The organism is Variovorax sp. V15 (assembly GCF_041154425.1).
Taxonomy (GTDB): Bacteria; Pseudomonadota; Gammaproteobacteria; order Burkholderiales; family Burkholderiaceae_C; genus Variovorax; species Variovorax guangxiensis.
Genome location: NZ_AP028659.1, coordinates 3,244,007 through 3,260,760 on the forward strand (window position 1 = coordinate 3,244,007; position 16,754 = coordinate 3,260,760).

General features: G+C 69.3%; 13 protein-coding genes. 6 read left to right on the forward strand and 7 right to left on the reverse strand.

The genetic code is table 11. The features are described from left to right. Nucleotides 1–24: 24 nt before the first annotated feature. Nucleotides 25–2,790 (forward strand): diguanylate cyclase, encoded by a 2,766-nt coding sequence (locus tag ACAM57_RS15375; RefSeq protein ID WP_369662250.1) that lies wholly within the window; start codon nt 25–27, stop codon nt 2,788–2,790. A gap of 18 nt (nt 2,791–2,808) precedes the next feature. On the opposite strand, the gene ACAM57_RS15380 is transcribed toward ACAM57_RS15375, so the two are convergent. Both ACAM57_RS15380 and ACAM57_RS15385 read right to left on the reverse strand, forming a co-directional pair. Further along, the gene (locus ACAM57_RS15380; protein WP_369662251.1) at nt 2,809–3,333 is read right to left on the reverse strand and encodes an N-acetyltransferase family protein; all 525 of its coding nucleotides are present in this window, start codon (nt 3,331–3,333) and stop codon (nt 2,809–2,811) included. A gap of 43 nt (nt 3,334–3,376) precedes the next feature. Then, nucleotides 3,377–4,567, reverse strand: a complete 1,191-nt coding sequence (locus ACAM57_RS15385) for an MFS transporter (RefSeq protein WP_369662252.1) — start codon at nt 4,565–4,567, stop codon at nt 3,377–3,379. A gap of 94 nt (nt 4,568–4,661) precedes the next feature. Between ACAM57_RS15385 and ACAM57_RS15390 the strand changes: the two genes are divergently transcribed. After that, entirely contained in the window at nt 4,662–5,624 is a 963-nt protein-coding gene (locus ACAM57_RS15390) for a LysR substrate-binding domain-containing protein (RefSeq protein WP_126020098.1), read from the forward strand. Here the strand turns inward: ACAM57_RS15390 and ACAM57_RS15395 are convergent. The 3 genes from ACAM57_RS15395 to ACAM57_RS15405 all read right to left on the reverse strand — a co-directional run bounded on the left by ACAM57_RS15395 (nt 5,573) and on the right by ACAM57_RS15405 (nt 8,658). Next, nucleotides 5,573–6,343 (reverse strand): fumarylacetoacetate hydrolase family protein, encoded by a 771-nt coding sequence (locus tag ACAM57_RS15395; RefSeq protein ID WP_369662253.1) that lies wholly within the window; start codon nt 6,341–6,343, stop codon nt 5,573–5,575. The genes ACAM57_RS15390 and ACAM57_RS15395 overlap by 52 nt on opposite strands. A 30-nt stretch (nt 6,344–6,373) precedes the next feature. Beyond that, nucleotides 6,374–7,351 carry a tripartite tricarboxylate transporter substrate binding protein gene (locus ACAM57_RS15400; protein WP_126020094.1) on the reverse strand — a complete coding sequence of 326 codons (978 nt, stop codon included), beginning with the start codon at nt 7,349–7,351 and terminating at the stop codon, nt 6,374–6,376. Nucleotides 7,352–7,416: 65 nt separating this feature from the next. Further along, a complete protein-coding gene (locus tag ACAM57_RS15405) occupies nt 7,417–8,658 on the reverse strand; it encodes an alanine--glyoxylate aminotransferase family protein (protein WP_369662254.1) in 1,242 nt (413 codons plus the stop codon). 121 nt (nt 8,659–8,779) lie between these two features. Between ACAM57_RS15405 and ACAM57_RS15410 the strand changes: the two genes are divergently transcribed. The 4 genes from ACAM57_RS15410 to ACAM57_RS15425 all read left to right on the forward strand — a co-directional run bounded on the left by ACAM57_RS15410 (nt 8,780) and on the right by ACAM57_RS15425 (nt 14,440). Next, on the forward strand, nt 8,780–9,475 hold the full coding sequence (locus tag ACAM57_RS15410; RefSeq protein ID WP_369662255.1) for a GntR family transcriptional regulator: 696 nt from the start codon (nt 8,780–8,782) through the stop codon (nt 9,473–9,475). A 46-nt stretch (nt 9,476–9,521) separates the two neighbouring features. Then, nucleotides 9,522–12,602 (forward strand): FAD-binding and (Fe-S)-binding domain-containing protein, encoded by a 3,081-nt coding sequence (locus ACAM57_RS15415; RefSeq protein ID WP_369662256.1) that lies wholly within the window; start codon nt 9,522–9,524, stop codon nt 12,600–12,602. A gap of 66 nt (nt 12,603–12,668) precedes the next feature. Then, nucleotides 12,669–13,907, forward strand: a complete 1,239-nt coding sequence (locus tag ACAM57_RS15420) for a YbfB/YjiJ family MFS transporter (protein WP_369662257.1) — start codon at nt 12,669–12,671, stop codon at nt 13,905–13,907. Then, nucleotides 13,904–14,440: a methylated-DNA--[protein]-cysteine S-methyltransferase gene (locus ACAM57_RS15425; RefSeq protein WP_369662258.1), complete on the forward strand. Its 537-nt coding sequence runs from the start codon at nt 13,904–13,906 to the stop codon at nt 14,438–14,440. The genes ACAM57_RS15420 and ACAM57_RS15425 overlap by 4 nt, the downstream gene beginning before the upstream one ends. On the opposite strand, the gene ACAM57_RS15430 is transcribed toward ACAM57_RS15425, so the two are convergent. Next, on the reverse strand, nt 14,437–15,663 hold the full coding sequence (locus tag ACAM57_RS15430) for an MFS transporter (RefSeq protein WP_369662259.1): 1,227 nt from the start codon (nt 15,661–15,663) through the stop codon (nt 14,437–14,439). The genes ACAM57_RS15425 and ACAM57_RS15430 overlap by 4 nt on opposite strands. A gap of 57 nt (nt 15,664–15,720) precedes the next feature. After that, on the reverse strand, nt 15,721–16,656 hold the full coding sequence (locus tag ACAM57_RS15435) for a LysR substrate-binding domain-containing protein (RefSeq protein ID WP_369662260.1): 936 nt from the start codon (nt 16,654–16,656) through the stop codon (nt 15,721–15,723). Between the last annotated feature and the right edge of the window lie 98 nt (nt 16,657–16,754).

The window sequence follows — 16,754 nt, forward strand, 5'->3', positions numbered from 1 at the left end:
GGTCCCTCGAAATTCCGGTTCGGATTGCACACACGCCTGAGCCTGGGCGTGGCGGCGGTGGTCCTGCTGGCCACCTTCGCGATCGCCACCTTCGCCCTGCACCTTGTCAAGAGCAGCATGCGCGCCTCGATCGCGTCCGAGGAGTTCGCCCGGGTGGACGCCATCGCCGACGCGATCGACCAGAAATTCGGCAGCCGCCGCATCCTGCTGCAGACCTTCAGCGGCAGCGTCGAGGCCCAGGACTTCCAGGGCACGGCGGCGCTTCAGACCTTCGTGGAGAAGCATCCCTCGCTGCGCCAGGCCTTCGACAACGTCGCCTTCCTCGACATGGACGGCAACCTCGTGGCCAACCTCAACGGCGCGCAGGCGATCGGCAAGGTGAACGTCAAGGACAGGCCCTATTTCCAGCAGACGGTCGCCTCCAGGACGGGCCTGGTGTCCGAGCCGTACCGCAACCGGCTCAACGGACTGGCGCAGGTGGCCATCACCGAGCCGGTGTTCGACAGCACCGGGCAGGTGCGCTTCGTGATCTCCGGCGCCATCAACCTGAAGGACCGCAGCGTGCTGGGCACGCTCGCCGACGTGAAGTTCGGCAAGACCGGCTACCTGTTCGTGACCACGGTGGACGGCATCGTGGTCGACCACCCGAACGCCTCGCGCATCCTGAATCACGTCCAGCCCAACGGCAGCGGCGGCGACGCCCAGATCCTCCGCGCGATGGCCGGCTTCCAGGGCTCCAGCGAAGGCGTCAACGAGGCCGGGGTGCCCAGCCTCTACGCCTTCGACCGCATGGTGCAGGCGAACTGGATCGTCGGGGCGATGTATCCGCGCAGCGAGGCCTTCGCGAGCATCAACGCCATCGAGCGCGGTGCCTGGATCGGCGCACTCGCGCTCGCGCTGTGCGCCGGCGCGCTGACGCTGGCCGTGGTGCGCCGGCAGCTCACCCCGCTGGCGGAACTGCACCGTCACATGCAGTCCACCCAGCAGGCGCCCTCCGGGGGGGACGAAGGGACGCCCGTGGCGCAGCGGCGCTACGCCGCCGACGAGATCGGCGACCTCTCGCGTACCTTCGACGAGCTGATGGAGCAGCGGCGCGCCATCGAGCGCAGCCTGGCCCACAGCGAGGCGCAGGTCCGCATCATTGCCGACAGCATTCCGGCGATGGTGTCGCACGTCGACGCGTCGCTGCGCTACACCTTCGTCAATGCACACGTGCGGGCGCTGCACCGCGGCAACGGGCCGCTCGTCGGCCGCCTGATGCCCGACGTGCGCGGCCCGGCCGACTTCGCGGTCGTGGAGCCACACTTCATGCGCGCGCTTGCCGGCGAGACCGTGATCCTCGAGAAATCGGGCGACCCGGCGCTGGGCATCGGCGACCGCACCTTCAAGGCGCACTACATCCCCGACCTCGACGCCCAGGGCAGGGTGTGCGGCGTGTTCTCGATGACCTTCGACATCACCGAGGAGGTCAACATCCGCCGCGCGCTGAGCGAACAGGAAACCCGCCTGCGCGACGTGACCGACAGCATCCCGGCGCTGGTCGGCTACTTCGACCGCCAGCAGAACTGCCATTTCGCGAACATCCGCGCGCGGCAGATGGCCGGCCTGGGCGAGAAGTCGGCGCTGCAGGGCACCACGCTGCGCTCGGCCCTGGGCAGGACGATCTATTCCCAACTCAAACCGTACCTTCCGGTCATGTTCTCGGGCAAGAAGGTGCGCTTTCCGGTGCGCGCGCCGCTGCACGGCCGCCAGGGCTATTTCCAGGTCAACCTGATTCCCGACAAGAACCTGCGCGGCGAAGTGGTGGGCTTCTACCTGATGTCCTTCAACATCACGGCGCTGAAGGAAGCAGAGCTGCGCCAGGCCGAGAGCGAGCTGCGGCTGCGCGCCATCACCGACAACATGCCGGCGCTCATCACCTACATCGACCGCGAGGAGAAGATCACCTTCGCCAACGCCACCAGCCGCGAGTGGCTCGGGCTCGATCCGGCACAGGTGCTGGGGCGCCACGTGCAGGAGGTGTCGGGCCGCGAGGTGTACGTGTCGCGCCAGCCGATGCTGGCGCGCGCGCTGGCCGGCGAGCGCGTGGAATTCGAGGCGCGCATGCAGCGCGCCGGCAGCGAGCGCATCACGCAGGTCATCTACGTGCCCGACGTGCGCGCCGACGGCGTGACGCACGGCATCTTCTCGCTGGCGCTGGACATCACGGCGCTGAAGGTGGTGGAGCACAAGCTCATCGAACTGGCGCGGCTGGACACGCTCACCGGCCTGCCCAACCGGCTGGCCTTCAACGAGTACCTGCCCGACGCGGTACTGCGCAGCCAGCTCACCGGCCATGCGATGGCCCTGATGTTCCTCGACATCGACCACTTCAAGGCCATCAACGACACCATGGGCCACGCGGTGGGTGACGCTGTGCTCTCCGAATACGCGCGGCGGCTGCAAGGCTGCGTGCGCGGCACCGACATGGTCGCGCGGCTGGCCGGCGACGAATTCGTGCTGGTGCTGGAGGGGCTGGGCACGCCGGAGGCGGCCGCCGTCGTCGCGGAGAAGATCGTGGACCGCGTCCACACGCCGCCCTTCGTGGTGGACGGCCAGCGCGTCGACGTGACGACCAGCATCGGCATCGCCTTCCACCGCGCGAGCGGCTCGTCGGCCACGGCCGAGGAGCTGCTGGCGCGCGCGGACGTCGCGCTCTACAACGCCAAGGCGGCGGGGCGCGACAGGTTCGCGTTCTTCATGCAGTCCGGCGGCTCGCACAGCGGCTCGCCGACGCGGCTGGAGCACTGAGCCGGCAGGCCCTGCGAATCAGCAGGCGCCCAGCACGTGGTTCTCGTGGCGGCCATCGCCCAGCGCGAACCAGGCCGTGCCCCTGTGGGCGAAGCCGTGCTTCTCGTAGAAGGCGCTGGCGCGGCGGTTGCGGACGTTGACCGTGAGCCAGAGTGCGCCGTTGCCCGTGCGACCACGTACCGTGGAGCGGGCCTCCCGCAACAGGGCGGAGCCCACGCCCGAGCGGGTGAAGGGCTCCTGCACGTAGAGGGTGCAGAGTTCGGTGCTGGCGGCGGGAAACAACTCCTGCGGTGCGCCGAAGCGCAGTCGGGCGTAGCCGGCCAGATGGCCGCCTGCCTCGGCGACGAGCAGGGCGGTGTCCGGATCGCTCATCCAGGAAACGAACGCGGCCGGCGTGAACTCGTCCAGCACGTAGCGCGCGAGCAGCTCGTTCACGCCTTCGGTCGCATAGGTGCTCAGCCAGACTTGAATGGACAACGCCGCCAGCGCGGGAGCGTCGGCGGCGATGGCGGGGCGGATTTGAAGGGGAGTGCTGCGGGGCATGGGGCCGCGCGATTGTGCTCTCGCGCTCCCCCAGAAGAAGAACTCAGGCCCGGGCCGAAGCGCAGTCGGCCAGCGCGTCGCGCGGCTCGCGCCTGTCGAGCGCGCGGCTCCACAGCGCGATGGCCAGGCCCACCAGCGTGAGCAGCGCGGCCACCCAGCCCAGCGCGCGCAGGCCGGGGCCATGGTCGATCACCACGCCGCCGACCCAGGCACCAAGTGCGTTGCCGAGATTGAAGGCCGCGATGTTCAGGCTCGAAGCCAGATTCTGACCGGCGCCCGAAGCCTTCTCCAGCACCCGCAGCTGCATCGGCGCCACGGTGGCGAAGGAGGCCACGCCCAGCAGTCCGACGAACACCACCGCGGTGAAAGGCGTGCCGATGGTGAACTGCATTGCGCCGAGCACCACCGCCAGCGCCACCAGCGTACCGAACACGGCGGCCATCGGCGCCCGGTCGGCCAGCTTGCCGCCGAGCAGGTTGCCGACCGCGAGGCCGCCCCCGAACACCAGCAGGATCGGCGACACGGCCGATTCCGACAGGCCCGTGACCTGCGTGAGCAGCGGCTGGATGTAGGTGTAGACCACGAACACGCCTGCGAAGCCGAGCACCGTCATCGCCAGGCCGAGCAGCACCTGCGGACGCGCAAGCACGCCCAGCTCCTCGCGCAGCGGCGCGGCCTTGGCCTCTTCCTTCACGCGGGGAACGAACACCGCGAGCACCGCGAACGCCAGCACGCCGATCGCCGTCACGGCCCAGAAGGTAGAGCGCCAGCCGAAATGCAGCCCCAGCCATGCACCGGCGGGCACGCCGAGCAGCGTGGCGGCAGTCAGGCCGGTGAACATGATCGCGATGGCCGAGGCGCGGCGTTCCGGCGCCACCAGCCCGGTGGCGACCACCGAGCCGACGCCGAAGAAGGTGCCGTGCGCCAGCGAGGTGACCACGCGCGCGGCCATCAGCATTTCGTAGTTGGGCGCGAGGGCACAGGCGAGGTTGCCGAGCGTGAAGATCGCCATCAGCGCGAGCAGCACCGTCTTGCGCGGCAGCTTGCGGGTGGCGATGGTGAGCACGGGAGCGCCGACCGCGACCCCGAGGGCGTAGCCCGAGATCAGCAGGCCGGCGGCCGTGATGGAGACGTGAAGATCCGTCGAGACCTGCATCAGCAGGCCCATGATGACGAACTCGGTAGTGCCTATTCCGAAGGCACCGGCGGTGAGGGCAAGTAGAGCGATTGGCATGATGCCCTGTACTGTGAGGACGAATGCCATCGATGACTAGAATGCCACGGCTACATAGACTTGTGACTTGAAGTCACAGAACTGATGAGGAACCATGCCGCGCATCGAGGTCAACCGCTCCGGCGAAATGGAAGCCTTCGTGCAGGTGGTGGAGTCGGGCGGCTTCTCGTCCGCCGCGCGCCTGCTGGGCATGACGCCTTCGGCCGTGAGCAAGCTGGTGGCGCGGCTCGAGCTGCGCCTGGGCATACAGCTGGTGCACCGCTCGACGCGCAAGCTGCAGCTCACGCCCGAGGGCACGGAGTTCTACGAGCGCAGCCTGCGCGTGCTGGCCGACATGGACGAGGCCGAGCGCTGCGCCGCGGCTGGCGCCGCGCCTCGCGGGCGGGTGAGCATCAACGCCAGCGTCTCGTTCGGCCACCACAAGCTGGTGCCGCTGGTGCCACGCTTGCTGGAGATGCACCCGCAGATCACGCTCGACATCGCGCTGACCGACCGCATCGTCGACCTGATGGACGAGCGCGCAGACATCGCGATCCGCTGGGGCCAGTTGCCGGCGTCGGACCTTGTGGCGCGCAGGTTGGGTGAAACCAGCCAGGCCATCGTCGCCGCACCTGACTACCTCGCCAAGTACGGCACGCCGCGCACGCCGCAGGAGCTGCAGGCGCACAACCGCCTTGGCTGGAGCTACCGGCGCAACACGCCCGACTGGCCGCTGCGCGTGGACGGCCGCATGCAGTGGCTGCCCGTTGCCGGCCCGGTGCGCGCGGGCGACGGCGAAACGCTGCGCCAGTTGGCCATCGCCGGGGCGGGTGTGGCGCGGCTGTCGCTGTACCACATACAGCACGACATCGACGCTGGCCGGCTGGTGCCGCTGCTGGAGGAATTCAATCCGGCCGAGGTGGAGCCGATCCACGCGGTCTACATCGGCAAGGCCGGCACGCTGCCCGCGCGGGTGCGGGCGGTACTCGACTTCCTGGTGGCCTGCTCGGGCGTGGGAGGCGGGCGCTACACGATCAAGCGCACGGCGCCGACGCCGGGGAACTCGGCCGTCACCTGATCGCCGCGCCGGCAGGGCAGCACGCCCACCCATGAGCCCGTGGTGACGACGGTGCCGGCCGGTGCCGTCTGGCCGTTGCGCGCGATGTGGCGCAGCCAGATCGGCAGCAGCCACGCCGGATCGGCCAGGGGGTGCGTGCCTTCGCGCACCACCACTTCGGCATTGCCGATCTTCGTCTCGCAGCGCTGCGAGGCCCAGTCGACGGCGGCGAAAGGTTTCCACTCGCCGAGCACGAGCGCGCCGTGCACCTGCGAGTCGGCCAGGCGCAGCAGGGCGGGCGTGGAGGGGAGGTCCTGCCAGCGTGCATCGACGATTTCCACTGAAACCGCCATGGCGTCGATCAGCGCTGCCGAGTTCTCGTGGTCGAGCGTCGCAGCTCGCGCGGGCGTCACGTCCTGGCCGAGCCGCAGGGCGATCTCGGCCTCGATGCCGGGCGTGTGGAAGACGAGGTCGCTGAAATCCGCCGGGCTCTGCCGCACGCCTTCAGGCGGCAGCGGCGCATGCGTGAGCGTCGCGCTTCGCGAGCCGCCGCCCGACTTCCATGCGCGGGGCACCGGCTGGCTCTCGAACCAGCCGAGCGCCGACGCAACGGCGTCCTGCACTTCATAGGCCTGTGCCGCGGTTTCGAGTGTGTCGAGCCAGGGCGTGGCGTCGAGGGTGCGGTTGCCGCGGCGCGCGGCCACGAGTGCGTCGGTGAGGGCGGTCTGGGATGAATTCATCTTCCGGATCTTCTCAGCAAAGCAGGCCCTTCAGGTCTCGACGTGAACGTTCCCGTCCTTCACCACCTTCGCCCACTTGGCAATCTCCGTGCTGATGAACTGCCTGAACTTGTCCTGCGAGCCGCCGCCGTCCTCCGCGCCGTAGGTGTCCAGCCGCTCCTGCACGTCGGGCATGGCCAGCACGGTGTTCACGTCGCGGTTCACCTTCTGCGCGATGGACGCGGGCAGCTTGCCCGGGCCGGCGAGGCCGTACCAGGTGGTGGCCTCGAAGCCCTGGAAGCCTTGCTCCTGCATGGTCGGCACGTTGGGGTGGCCCTTGGCGCGCTTGGTGCGCGTCTGCGCCACGGCGAGCACGCGGCCGTTCTTCACGTGTGGCGTGGCGGCGGTCATGGTCTCGAAGCTGTACTGGATCTGCCCGCCCATCAGGTCTGCCAGCAGCGGGCCGCTGCCCTTGTAGGGCACGTGCAGCGCATCGACGCCGCCCTGCAGCTTGAACATTTCCAGCGCCAGGTGCTGCGCCGAGCCGGCGCCGGCCGAGCCGAAGCTCAGCGTGCCGGGCGCGGCCTTGCAGGCGGCGACGATGTCCTTCACCGAGAGCGCCTTCTGCGCCGGGTTGGCGATCAGCAGGTTGGGCGTGACGCCCACCAGCACGATGGGCACGAAGTCGCGCTCGACGTTGTAGCGCAGCTTGGGCTGCAGGCTGGGCGCGAGCGCGTGGCTGTTGATGTGGGCCATCAGCAGTGTGCTGCCGTCGCTGGGCTGCTGAGCCACGTAGTCGGCCGCGAGCACGCCGGCCACGCCGCCCTTGTTCTCGACGATCACCTGCTGGCCCCACATCGTGGTGAGCTTCTGCGCGACCACGCGGGCCAGCGCGTCGGTGCCGCCGCCGGGCGGAAAGCCGACAACGATGCGCACCGGCCCCGTGGGCCACTCCTGCGCGAAGAGCCGGGGCACGCCCAGCGTGGCGGCCGCGGCGCCCGCAGCCTGGATCAACGAACGTCTCTGCATCTTCCTTGTCTCCGTCGTGGGTGGGAATCCGATGCGCGCCGGCAGTGGCGCTGCGAGCCTGTTGTCTATGCGGCTTTCTGCAGCGCGGCCGGTGCCGTGTGGCTCGAGAAGTGGTCCATGGCGGCCTGCACGCCGCTGCCTGCCAGCTTGATGCCCGCGAGCTTCATGCCCATCTCGACACCGGCGACCATGGCCACCAGCGTCAGGTCGTTGCTGTCGCCCAGGTGGCCCATGCGGAACATGCGGCCCTTGAGCTTGCCTAGGCCGGTGCCCAGCGAGAGATCGAAGCGCTGGTGGATCAGCCGGCGCAGCGCGTCGGCGTCCACGCCCTCTGGCGTGATCACGCCGGTGAGCACGGGCGAGTACACGGCCGGGTCGGCGCACTGGACCGGCAGGCCCCAGGCGTTGACGGCGGCGCGCACGCCGGCGGCCCAGCGCTGGTGGCGCGCGAACACGTTGTCCAGGCCTTCGCCGAGGATCATGTCCAGCGACTCCGAGAGGCCGTAGAGCAGGTTGGTGTTGGGCGTGTAGGGCCAGTAGCCGTCCTTGTTCATCTCGACGATCTCGTCCCAGGCCCAGAAGGCCTTGGGCAGCTTCGCGTGCTTCGCGGCTTCGAGTGCGCGCGGCGAAAGCGCGTTGAAACTGATGCCCGGCGGCAGCATCAGGCCCTTCTGCGAGCCGCTGACGCACACGTCCACGCCCCATTCGTCATGGCGGTAGTCGGCGCTGGCCAGGCCCGAGATGCTGTCGACCATCAGCAGGGCGGGGTGGCCCGCCGCGTCGATGGCCTTGCGCACCGAAGCAATGTCGGAGGTGACGCCGGTGGAGGTCTCGTTGTGCACCACGCACACGGCCTTGATCTTCTTCTCGGTGTCCTTGCGCAGGCGGGCCTCGATGAGATCGGCCTGCACGCCGCGGCGCCAGCTCGGCGCGTTTGGCAGCTGCGAATCGGCGCCTTGCCAGGCGAGGAACTCGGTGGAAAGGCCCAGGCGCGTGGCCATCTTCTGCCACAGCGAGGCGAAGTGGCCGGTCTCGTACATGAGCACGTGGTCGCCCGGGCTGAGAGTGTTGGCGAGCGCGGCCTCCCAGGCGCCGGTGCCCGAGGCAGGGTAGATCGCGACCGGGTGCTTCGTCTTGAAGATCTGCCGGATGCCGCCCAGCACCTTCAGCCCGAGCGTGCCGAATTCGGGCCCGCGATGGTCGATGGTAGGCAGGCTCATGGCCCGCAGGATGCGGTCGGGCACGGGGCTCGGACCGGGAATCTGGAGAAAGTGGCGGCCGGTGGGATGGATGTCGAGTTGCAGCATGAACGCTCCTTTCGCGTTCAGTTTTGCATTCAAAATTCATTTTTGCTTGATGGTTTACCCTTATTAACCAAGGTTGTGGGACCTGTTTTTTGCATTCAAAATGCATTCAAGGGACAAAACCATGACCGCCGAAATCATCGAAATCTCCAGGCTCGCGCTGCACGACCAGGTGGCCGTGCGCCTGCGCACCATGCTGGTCGAAGGGCTCATCGCACCCGGCGCCAAGCTCAACGAACGCGAGCTGTGCCTGCAGCTGAACGTGTCGCGCACGCCGCTGCGCGAAGCCATCAAGCTGCTCGCGGCCGAAGGGCTGGTCGACCTGCTGCCCAACCGGGGCGCTGTGGCGGTGAAGCTCACCGAGGCCGACGTGCTCGACACCTTCGAGGTGCTCGCCATGCTCGAAGGCATGTCGGGCGAGCTGGCGGCACGGCGCATCACCGACGAAGAGCTTGCCGAGGTGCGCGCGCTGCACTACGAGATGCTGGCCTGCTTTGCGCGGCGCGATCTCTCGGGCTACTACAGGCTCAATGCGCGCATCCACACCGCGATCAACGAGGCGGCGGCGAACCCGGTGCTGTCGAACACCTACCGCTCCATCAACGCCCGCGTGCAGTCGCTGCGCTTTCGCACCAACCAGAACGAGGCGAAGTGGAAGCATGCGGTCGAGGAGCACGAGCAGATGATCGACGCGCTCTCCAAGCGCGACGCCGAGGCCATGCGCAAGGTGCTCGTGTCGCACGTGCTGCGCAAGCGCGACACGGTGCTGGAGCTGCTGCGTGCCGGCGAGATCTATCCACCGGCCAAATCAGCCAAGTAAAGCGGCCGAGTAAATCGGCCAAGTCCGTCAAAGCGACCTGATCACCATGCGCATCGACCCCGCCAGCCACATGCAGCCAGCCGGAACTGTTCTTCCGCCCAATGAAGCCTGCGAACTGCTCGCGCGCCGCCTGCGCGCCGAGACGCAGGGCGAGGTGCTGTTCGACGACGCCTCGCGCGGGCGCTACGCCACCGACGCGTCGATCTACCAGATCACGCCCGTCGGCGCCTTCGTGCCGACAAACGAGCGCGACATCGCCACTGCCATCGACATCGCCCGCGACCTGAAGGTGCCGGTGCTCGCGCGCGGCGGCGGCACCAGCCAGTGCGGCCAGACCACCGGCGCGGCGCTGGTGATCGACAACAGCAAGCATTTCCGCCGCGTGCTCGACGTGAACGTGGAGGCGGGCACGGCCACGGTCGAGCCCGGCCTGGTGCTCGACCACCTGAACGCGCAACTCAAGCCGCACGGGCTCTGGTATCCGGTGGACGTGTCGACCAGCGCGCAGGCCACGCTGGGCGGCATGGCGGGCAACAACTCCTGCGGCTCGCGCTCCATCGCCTACGGGAACATGGTGCACAACGTGCTGGGCGCCAGCGCATGGCTGTCGAACGGCGAGCTCGTCGACTTCGGCACCGTCGGCTCGCTGGGCGTGCGCGCCGCAGGCATTGCGCAGTTCGTGCGCAGCCTCGCGCGGCAGCACCGCGAGGCGATCGCCGAGAACTGGCCCAAGGTCATGCGGCGCGTGGCGGGCTACAACCTCGACATCTTCGACAACCAGAGCGAGCGGCCCTACACGGCCGACGGCAGCGTGAACCTGGCGCACCTGCTGATCGGCTCCGAAGGCACGCTGGCGTACACCCGCAGCCTGACGCTCAAGCTCGCGCCGCTGCCGCGCGCCAAGGTGCTGGGAATCGTCAACTTCCCGACCTTCCATGCCGCGATGGACTCGGCCCAGCACATCGTGAAACTCGGGCCCACGGCGGTGGAGCTGGTCGACCGCACGATGATCGAGCTGAGCCTGGCCAACCCGGCCTTCAAGCCGACGGTCGAGACCGCGCTGATCGGCAAGCCGGCAGCTATCCTGCTGGTGGAGTTCTCGGGCTCCGACAAGGCTTCGCTGCTGCCGCAACTGAAGCAGCTCGTCGAGCTGATGGGCGACCTCGGCCTGCCGGGCAGCGTGGTCGAGATGCCCGACGAGGCGCGGCAGAAGAACCTCTGGGAGGTGCGCAAGGCCGGCCTCAACATCATGATGAGTCTCAAGGGCGACGGAAAGCCCGTGAGCTTCATCGAGGACTGCGCCGTGCCGCTGGAGCACCTGGCCGAATACACCGACGCGCTGACCGAGGTGTTCGCGAAGCATGGCAGCCGCGGCACCTGGTACGCGCATGCCTCGGTCGGCACGCTGCACGTGCGGCCGATCCTCGACATGCGCACCGACGGCGCCGCGAAGATGCGCGCCATTGCCGAGGAGGCGAGCGAGCTGGTGCGCAGGTACAAGGGCGCGTTCAGCGGCGAGCACGGCGACGGGCTGTGTCGCGGCGAGTGGATCGAATGGCAGTTCGGCCCGGCCATCAACGAGGCCTTCCGCGCGATCAAGCGCAAGCTCGACCCCATCGACCTTTTCAACCCCGGCAAGATCATCGACCCGCCGCGCATGGACGACGGCGCGCTGTTCCGCTTCGCGCCGCCCACCGCGCCCAAGCCCTATCGCCGCATCGAGCTCAAGCCCGTGCTCGACTGGTCGGCCTGGAACGTCGACGCCGACCCTGTGACCGAGGTGACGACCGCGCCCGGCACCGGCGGCGACAGCACCGGCGGCCTGGCCAAGGCCGTGGAGATGTGCAACAACAACGGCCACTGCCGCAAGTTCGACGCCGGCACCATGTGCCCCAGCTACCGCGTGACGCGCGACGAGCAGCACCTCACGCGCGGCCGGGCCAACACGCTGCGGCTGGCGCTGTCGGGCCAACTCGGCCCCGACGCCTTCACCAGCGAGGCCATGCACGAAACCATGGACCTGTGCGTGGGCTGCAAGGGCTGCAAGCGCGACTGCCCGACCGGCGTGGACATGGCGAAGATGAAGGTCGAGTTCCTCGACCACTACAAGAAGCGCCACGGCCACACGCTGAAAGACAGGCTCGTGGCGAACCTGCCCGACTACGCCCACAAGGCCAGCCGCTTTCCCTGGCTGCTGAACCTGCGCAACAGCGTACCCGGCGCCGCATGGCTGGGCGAGAAGCTGCTGGGCTTCTCGGCGAAGCGCTCGCTGCCCGAGTGGCGCGGCGACACCTTCTGGCGTGCGCGTGCCAACGAGCCGGGCCTGTTCGTCGAACGCGAGGTGGCGCTGTCGATCGCGCGGCGCGGCGGCAAGGCGGCGGTGCTGTTCGTCGACACCTTCAACGGCACCTTCGAGAGCGAGAACGCGTTCGCGGCCGCGCGCGTGCTGCAGGCGGCGGGCTATGTGCTGTACACGGTCGAGAAGGGCAGAGGCGGGCATCACTGCTGCGGCCGGACCTTCCTGGCCAGCGGCATGGTCGACGAGGCCAAGAGCAAGGCCGAGGCGCTGATCGATGCGCTGCTGCCGCTGGCGCGCGCGGGCGTGCCCATCGTCGGACTCGAGCCTTCGTGCCTGCTCACGCTGCGCGACGAGGCGCTGGTGATGGGCTTCGGCGAGAAGGCCGAGCTGGTGGCGAAGCATGCGCTGCTGTTCGAGGAATTCATCGCCCGTGAGCTGAAGCAAGGCCGCTTCGAGCTGCCGCTGAAGCCCGCCGAGGCGCCCATCCTGCTGCACGGCCACTGCCACCAGAAGGCCTTCGGCGCGGTGAGCCCGGTGATGGAGGTGCTCAAGCTCATTCCCGGCGCACAGCCCGAGCTCATCGAAAGCTCCTGCTGCGGCATGGCCGGCAGCTTCGGCTACGAGGCCAACCATTTCGAGGTGTCGATGAAGATGGCCGAGGCCAGCCTGCTGCCCGCCATCCGCGCGAAGCCGGGTGCCATCGTGGTGGCCGACGGCACCAGCTGCCGCCACCAGATCGGCGACGGGGCGCAGCGCGAGGCGGTGCACGTGGCGGTGCTGCTGGAGCGGCACCTGCTGCATACAGACCCGGTGGCCGAAGCGGGTTGAGCGGCCGGCGCCTGCAGGCTGGCGGCGGCTGCCGCAGAATAGGCCCGCCTGCCGCCCGCCACGCCAATGCCGACGACGCTCGCTTCTCCATCCCCCATCTCCGCCCAGCCCACGCTGCGGCTTGCCTTCGCGCTGTCGATGGGCGCGGCCGTGTCGCTCGGTATCACGCGCTTCGCCTACGCGCTGCTGCTGCCGCCCATGCGCGCGGACCTGGGCTGGAGCTATGCGCTGGCTGGGGGCATGAACACGGCCAACGCGGTCGGCTATCTCGTCGGTGCGCTGGGCACGCCGGCGCTGATGCGGCGCTTCGGCGCGACACGGCTGCTGGTGTTCGGTGCGGTGCTGGCCAGCGTGTTCATGGCGGGCAGCGGCTTCGTCACCGATGCGTCGGCCTTGCTGCTGCAGCGCCTGCTGGCGGGGGTGGCCAGTGCATGGGTGTTCGTGGCTGGCGGGCTGCTCGCGGCCCGGCTCAGCGAGGCGGGATCGGCGCGTGGCGGCCTGTTGCTCGGCATCTATTACGGAGGCACCGGCTTCGGCATCCTGCTGTCGGCCTTGCTCGTGCCGCAGGTGCTGCGCGCGGCGGCCGGCGTGCCTCACGGATGGGCCTGGGCGTGGTGGGCGCTGGCGGTTGCGAGCGGGGCCGCCACCTGCCTGCTGGCCTGGGCGGGGCGTGCGATGCCGGAACAGCAGTCTGCTGCGCCCGCGGCGCCCGCCGCCGCGGCGGGCTCGGCACCGCCCGTCGCGCTGCATCGCTTCGGCTGGGCGCTTGCCGGCTATGCCCTGTTCGGCATGGGCTATATCGGCTACATGACCTTCGTGATCGCGCTGTTGCGCGAGCAGGGCGCCAGCGCAGGCTTCGTCACGCTGTTCTATGCCTTGCTGGGCATCGCATGCGTGGCGTCTTCCAGGCTGTGGGCAGGGCTGCTCGACCGGTATCACGGCGGGCAGCCGCAGGCACTGCTCAACGGGCTTCTGGGCGTGGCGACGCTGCTGCCGGTGCTGAGCTCGTCGGCGCCGGTGGCGCTGATCTCGGGCGTGCTCTTCGGCGCGGTGTTCCTGTCGGTGGTGGCCTCGACCACCGCGCTGGTGCGCCACAACCTGCCGCCGTCGCGCTGGGCGCAGGGCATCAGCGCCTTCACCATCATCTTCGCGCTGGGGCAGATCGTCGGGCCGACGGTCACGGGCTGGATCTCGGACGGTCCGGGCGGGCTGGCGCGCGGGCTCGTGGCTTCGGCAACAGCCCTGTGGCTCGGCGCGGTGCTTGCGTCGCGCCAGCATTCGCTGCAAATGGAGACATCGCGATGAGCGGCTTTGCCTTGTTCGAAACTTCCATCGGCATGTGCGCGCTGGCATGGGGCCCGCGCGGGCTGGTCGGCGTGCAGCTGCCCGCCGACAACGGAGAGCCCGCCACGCGTGCGCGCATGCGGCAGCGATTTCCCGATCTGCAGGAAGGCCCGCCGAACGAAATGGCGCAGCGTGCCGTCGAGGCCATCCAGGGCCTTCTGCGCGGCGTGCACGACGACCTGAGCCACATCGAGCTGGACATGAGCGGCGTCTCCGAATTCCACCAGCGCATCTACGCGATCGCGCGGCGCATTCCACCGGGCCAGACCCGCACCTACGGCGAGATTGCCGAGGAGCTGGGCGACAAGGGCCTGTCGCGCGCCGTGGGCCAGGCCATGGGCCACAACCCCTTCGCGCCCGTGGTGCCGTGCCACCGCGTGCTGGCGGCGGGCAACAAGCCGGGCGGTTTCTCGGCCGGCGGCGGCGCGCTGACCAAGCTGCGCATGCTCGACATCGAGGATGCGCGGCCGAACGGAATGGCGTCGCTTTTCTAGGCAGCAGGCACCGGCAGCCGGTGCAGCGTAGCGATGCGCGACGCGAAGATGATCGCCGCCTGCAGCCCGAATCCCGCGAGCGCCAGCAGCAGGCAGGCCGGCTCGCCCCATGCGGCGCCGACCATGCCGCCCAGCGCCGCGCCTATCGGTCGGGCGCCGGCGTTGATCGTGAGGAACACGGCCGACACCCGGCCCAGCATCGTGGCTGCCGTCACGCTCTGGCGCAGCGTGGTCGATGTGATGACCCAGACCATCGGCCCCGCGCCGAACAGGAAGAACGAGAGCGCCGCCAGCGTCGCGGTCGGCACGACGAGCGTGGCCGCCATTGCTGCTGCAGCCAATACCGCGACCGAGGGGCCGACCTGTATCGCGCGGCCGAAGGGCAGGCGCGCCACCACGCGAGGAGTCAGCAGCGCTCCGACGACCATGCCCGCGCCGTACATCGCCAGCGTGAAGCCCACCGCCTGCGCGCCGAGGCCGAGCACGCGCACGGCGTAGGGCACGTAGCCCGCCTGCAGCACGAACCACGAGATGTTGAAGACCGCGCCGGTCAGCAGCATCGGGCGCAGCATTTCGTGCTGCCAGACGAAGCGCGCGCCGTCGCGCACTTCGAGCAGCGGATGCCGGCTGGCGCAAGGGGCACGCGGTGCCTCGGCGAGGCGCAGCAGCAGGGCCACGGCAGCCGCCGAAAGCACTGCTGCCAGCACGAACGCGGCCGACGCGCCGGCCCAGGCCACGAGGGCACCCGCGAGCGCAGGTCCGGCGGTGAAGGCCGCGCTGCGCGCCAGTTCCAGCCGCCCGTTGGCCGCTGCCAGTGCGTCCCTCGGCACGAGCGCCGGCACCAGCGCGGGTGCCGCGACGCTGAAACCCACGGTGCCGACAGCGCCCAGAAATCCCAGCACCGCCAGCCATCCGATGCTCAGCTTCGATGCGAACACCATCGCCAGCAGCACGAGCAGCGACACCGCCCGCAGCCCCTCGGCCCAGACCATCAGCCGCCGCCGCGACATGCGGTCCGCGAGCAGGCCCATGGGCATCGAGACCAGCAGGAAGGGCAGAGTCTGCACGGCCGCGAGGAAGCCGATCTCGCCAGGCCCCGCGCCTAGCGCGAGCACCGCCACCAGCGGCACCGCCGCGAGGCTCAGCTGTTCGGCGGACTGCGCGGCGAGGTTGGACCAGGCGAGGTTTTGAAATGCGTGGGGGAGGGGCGTTGTTCGAGTCATGCCCTCATCGTGCTGGCGGCGGGCCTTCGCGGCTGGCCGTTTCCGGACGCGCGAGCGTCAACGCCGCGGCTTCTTCGCAGCTGGCTCGGAAGCTGGCGAGACAACCTCCATCACGAAATCGATGAAGGCCCGGACCTTCGCGGCCGGCAAGTGGCGCGACGGATAGAGCGCGTAGAGCGGGAGCCGCTCGTCGGGCCAGTCTGGAAACAGATCGACCAGCTCGCCCCGGTCGAGCTGCGGCTGGATGCCCACCGCCTTGATCTGCGCGACGCAGATGCCGGCGAGAACGGCTTCGAGCACCGTGCCTGGATCGGTGAGCAGCAGCCTTCCGGTGGTCGGCACCTTCAGGAGCTTGCGCCCGCGCTGGAACTCCCAGGCGTAGGGTTGACCGGTGACCGGGTTGCGCACCTGCAGGCAGGCATGGCCGGCAAGGTCCGCCGGCTTCGCGGGGCGCCCGTGTTGCGCGAGGTAGGCCGGCGTTGCGGCGGTGACCACGCGCGAATCCATCAGCTTGCGGGCCACCAGCGACGACGACGGCGGCTCGCCGAAGCGCACCGCGATGTCGAAGCCTTCGGCGACGAGATCGCCGAGCTGGTCGCGTGCGATCAGCTCCAGCGTGAGGTCGGGATGGCGCGCGAGAAAGCGCGGCAGGTGCCGCGCCAGCAGCAGGCGGGATGTGAATGCATCGGTGTTCACGCGAAGGCGCCCGCGCACCGCGCCGGACGCACCCGAAGCGATCGTCACCGCGTCCTCGATGCCGAGCACCAGCGGATTGATGTTGGCGTAGAGCTGCCGGCCTTCGTCCGTGAGGCTCAGTGAGCGGGTGGTGCGGTCGAACAACCGTATGCCGACGCGGCCTTCGAGCCGGGCGATGGCGCGGCTCACGCCCGAAGGAGTCAGGCCGAGCGCGTTGGCGGCGCTGGCGAAGCTGCCGCCTTCGACCACGGCGGCCAGCACGCTGACGTTGGAGAGGAGGCGTCCGTCGAGAGTCATCTTCTTATTCGTGATCAGGTGTCATGAATGATATGCACTGAGGTCGCTTCACTCAAAGATCGGTTCTTCCTACGATCGTGCCGTCGCATGCGTCAGCC

Bases quoted from the DNA above. Each gene is read 5' to 3' on its own strand.
- ACAM57_RS15435 (WP_369662260.1), bottom strand. From the start codon at position 16,656: ATGACTCTCGACGGACGCCTCCTCTCCAACGTCAGCGTGCTGGCCGCC.
- ACAM57_RS15380 (WP_369662251.1), bottom strand. From the start codon at position 3,333: ATGCCCCGCAGCACTCCCCTTCAAATCCGCCCCGCCATCGCCGCCGAC.
- ACAM57_RS15430 (WP_369662259.1), bottom strand. From the start codon at position 15,663: ATGACTCGAACAACGCCCCTCCCCCACGCATTTCAAAACCTCGCCTGG.
- ACAM57_RS15385 (WP_369662252.1), bottom strand. From the start codon at position 4,567: ATGCCAATCGCTCTACTTGCCCTCACCGCCGGTGCCTTCGGAATAGGC.
- ACAM57_RS15395 (WP_369662253.1), bottom strand. From the start codon at position 6,343: ATGAATTCATCCCAGACCGCCCTCACCGACGCACTCGTGGCCGCGCGC.
- ACAM57_RS15415 (WP_369662256.1), top strand. From the start codon at position 9,522: ATGCGCATCGACCCCGCCAGCCACATGCAGCCAGCCGGAACTGTTCTT.
- ACAM57_RS15425 (WP_369662258.1), top strand. From the start codon at position 13,904: ATGAGCGGCTTTGCCTTGTTCGAAACTTCCATCGGCATGTGCGCGCTG.
- ACAM57_RS15405 (WP_369662254.1), bottom strand. From the start codon at position 8,658: ATGCTGCAACTCGACATCCATCCCACCGGCCGCCACTTTCTCCAGATT.
- ACAM57_RS15390 (WP_126020098.1), top strand. From the start codon at position 4,662: ATGCCGCGCATCGAGGTCAACCGCTCCGGCGAAATGGAAGCCTTCGTG.
- ACAM57_RS15410 (WP_369662255.1), top strand. From the start codon at position 8,780: ATGACCGCCGAAATCATCGAAATCTCCAGGCTCGCGCTGCACGACCAG.
- ACAM57_RS15400 (WP_126020094.1), bottom strand. From the start codon at position 7,351: ATGCAGAGACGTTCGTTGATCCAGGCTGCGGGCGCCGCGGCCGCCACG.
- ACAM57_RS15420 (WP_369662257.1), top strand. From the start codon at position 12,669: ATGCCGACGACGCTCGCTTCTCCATCCCCCATCTCCGCCCAGCCCACG.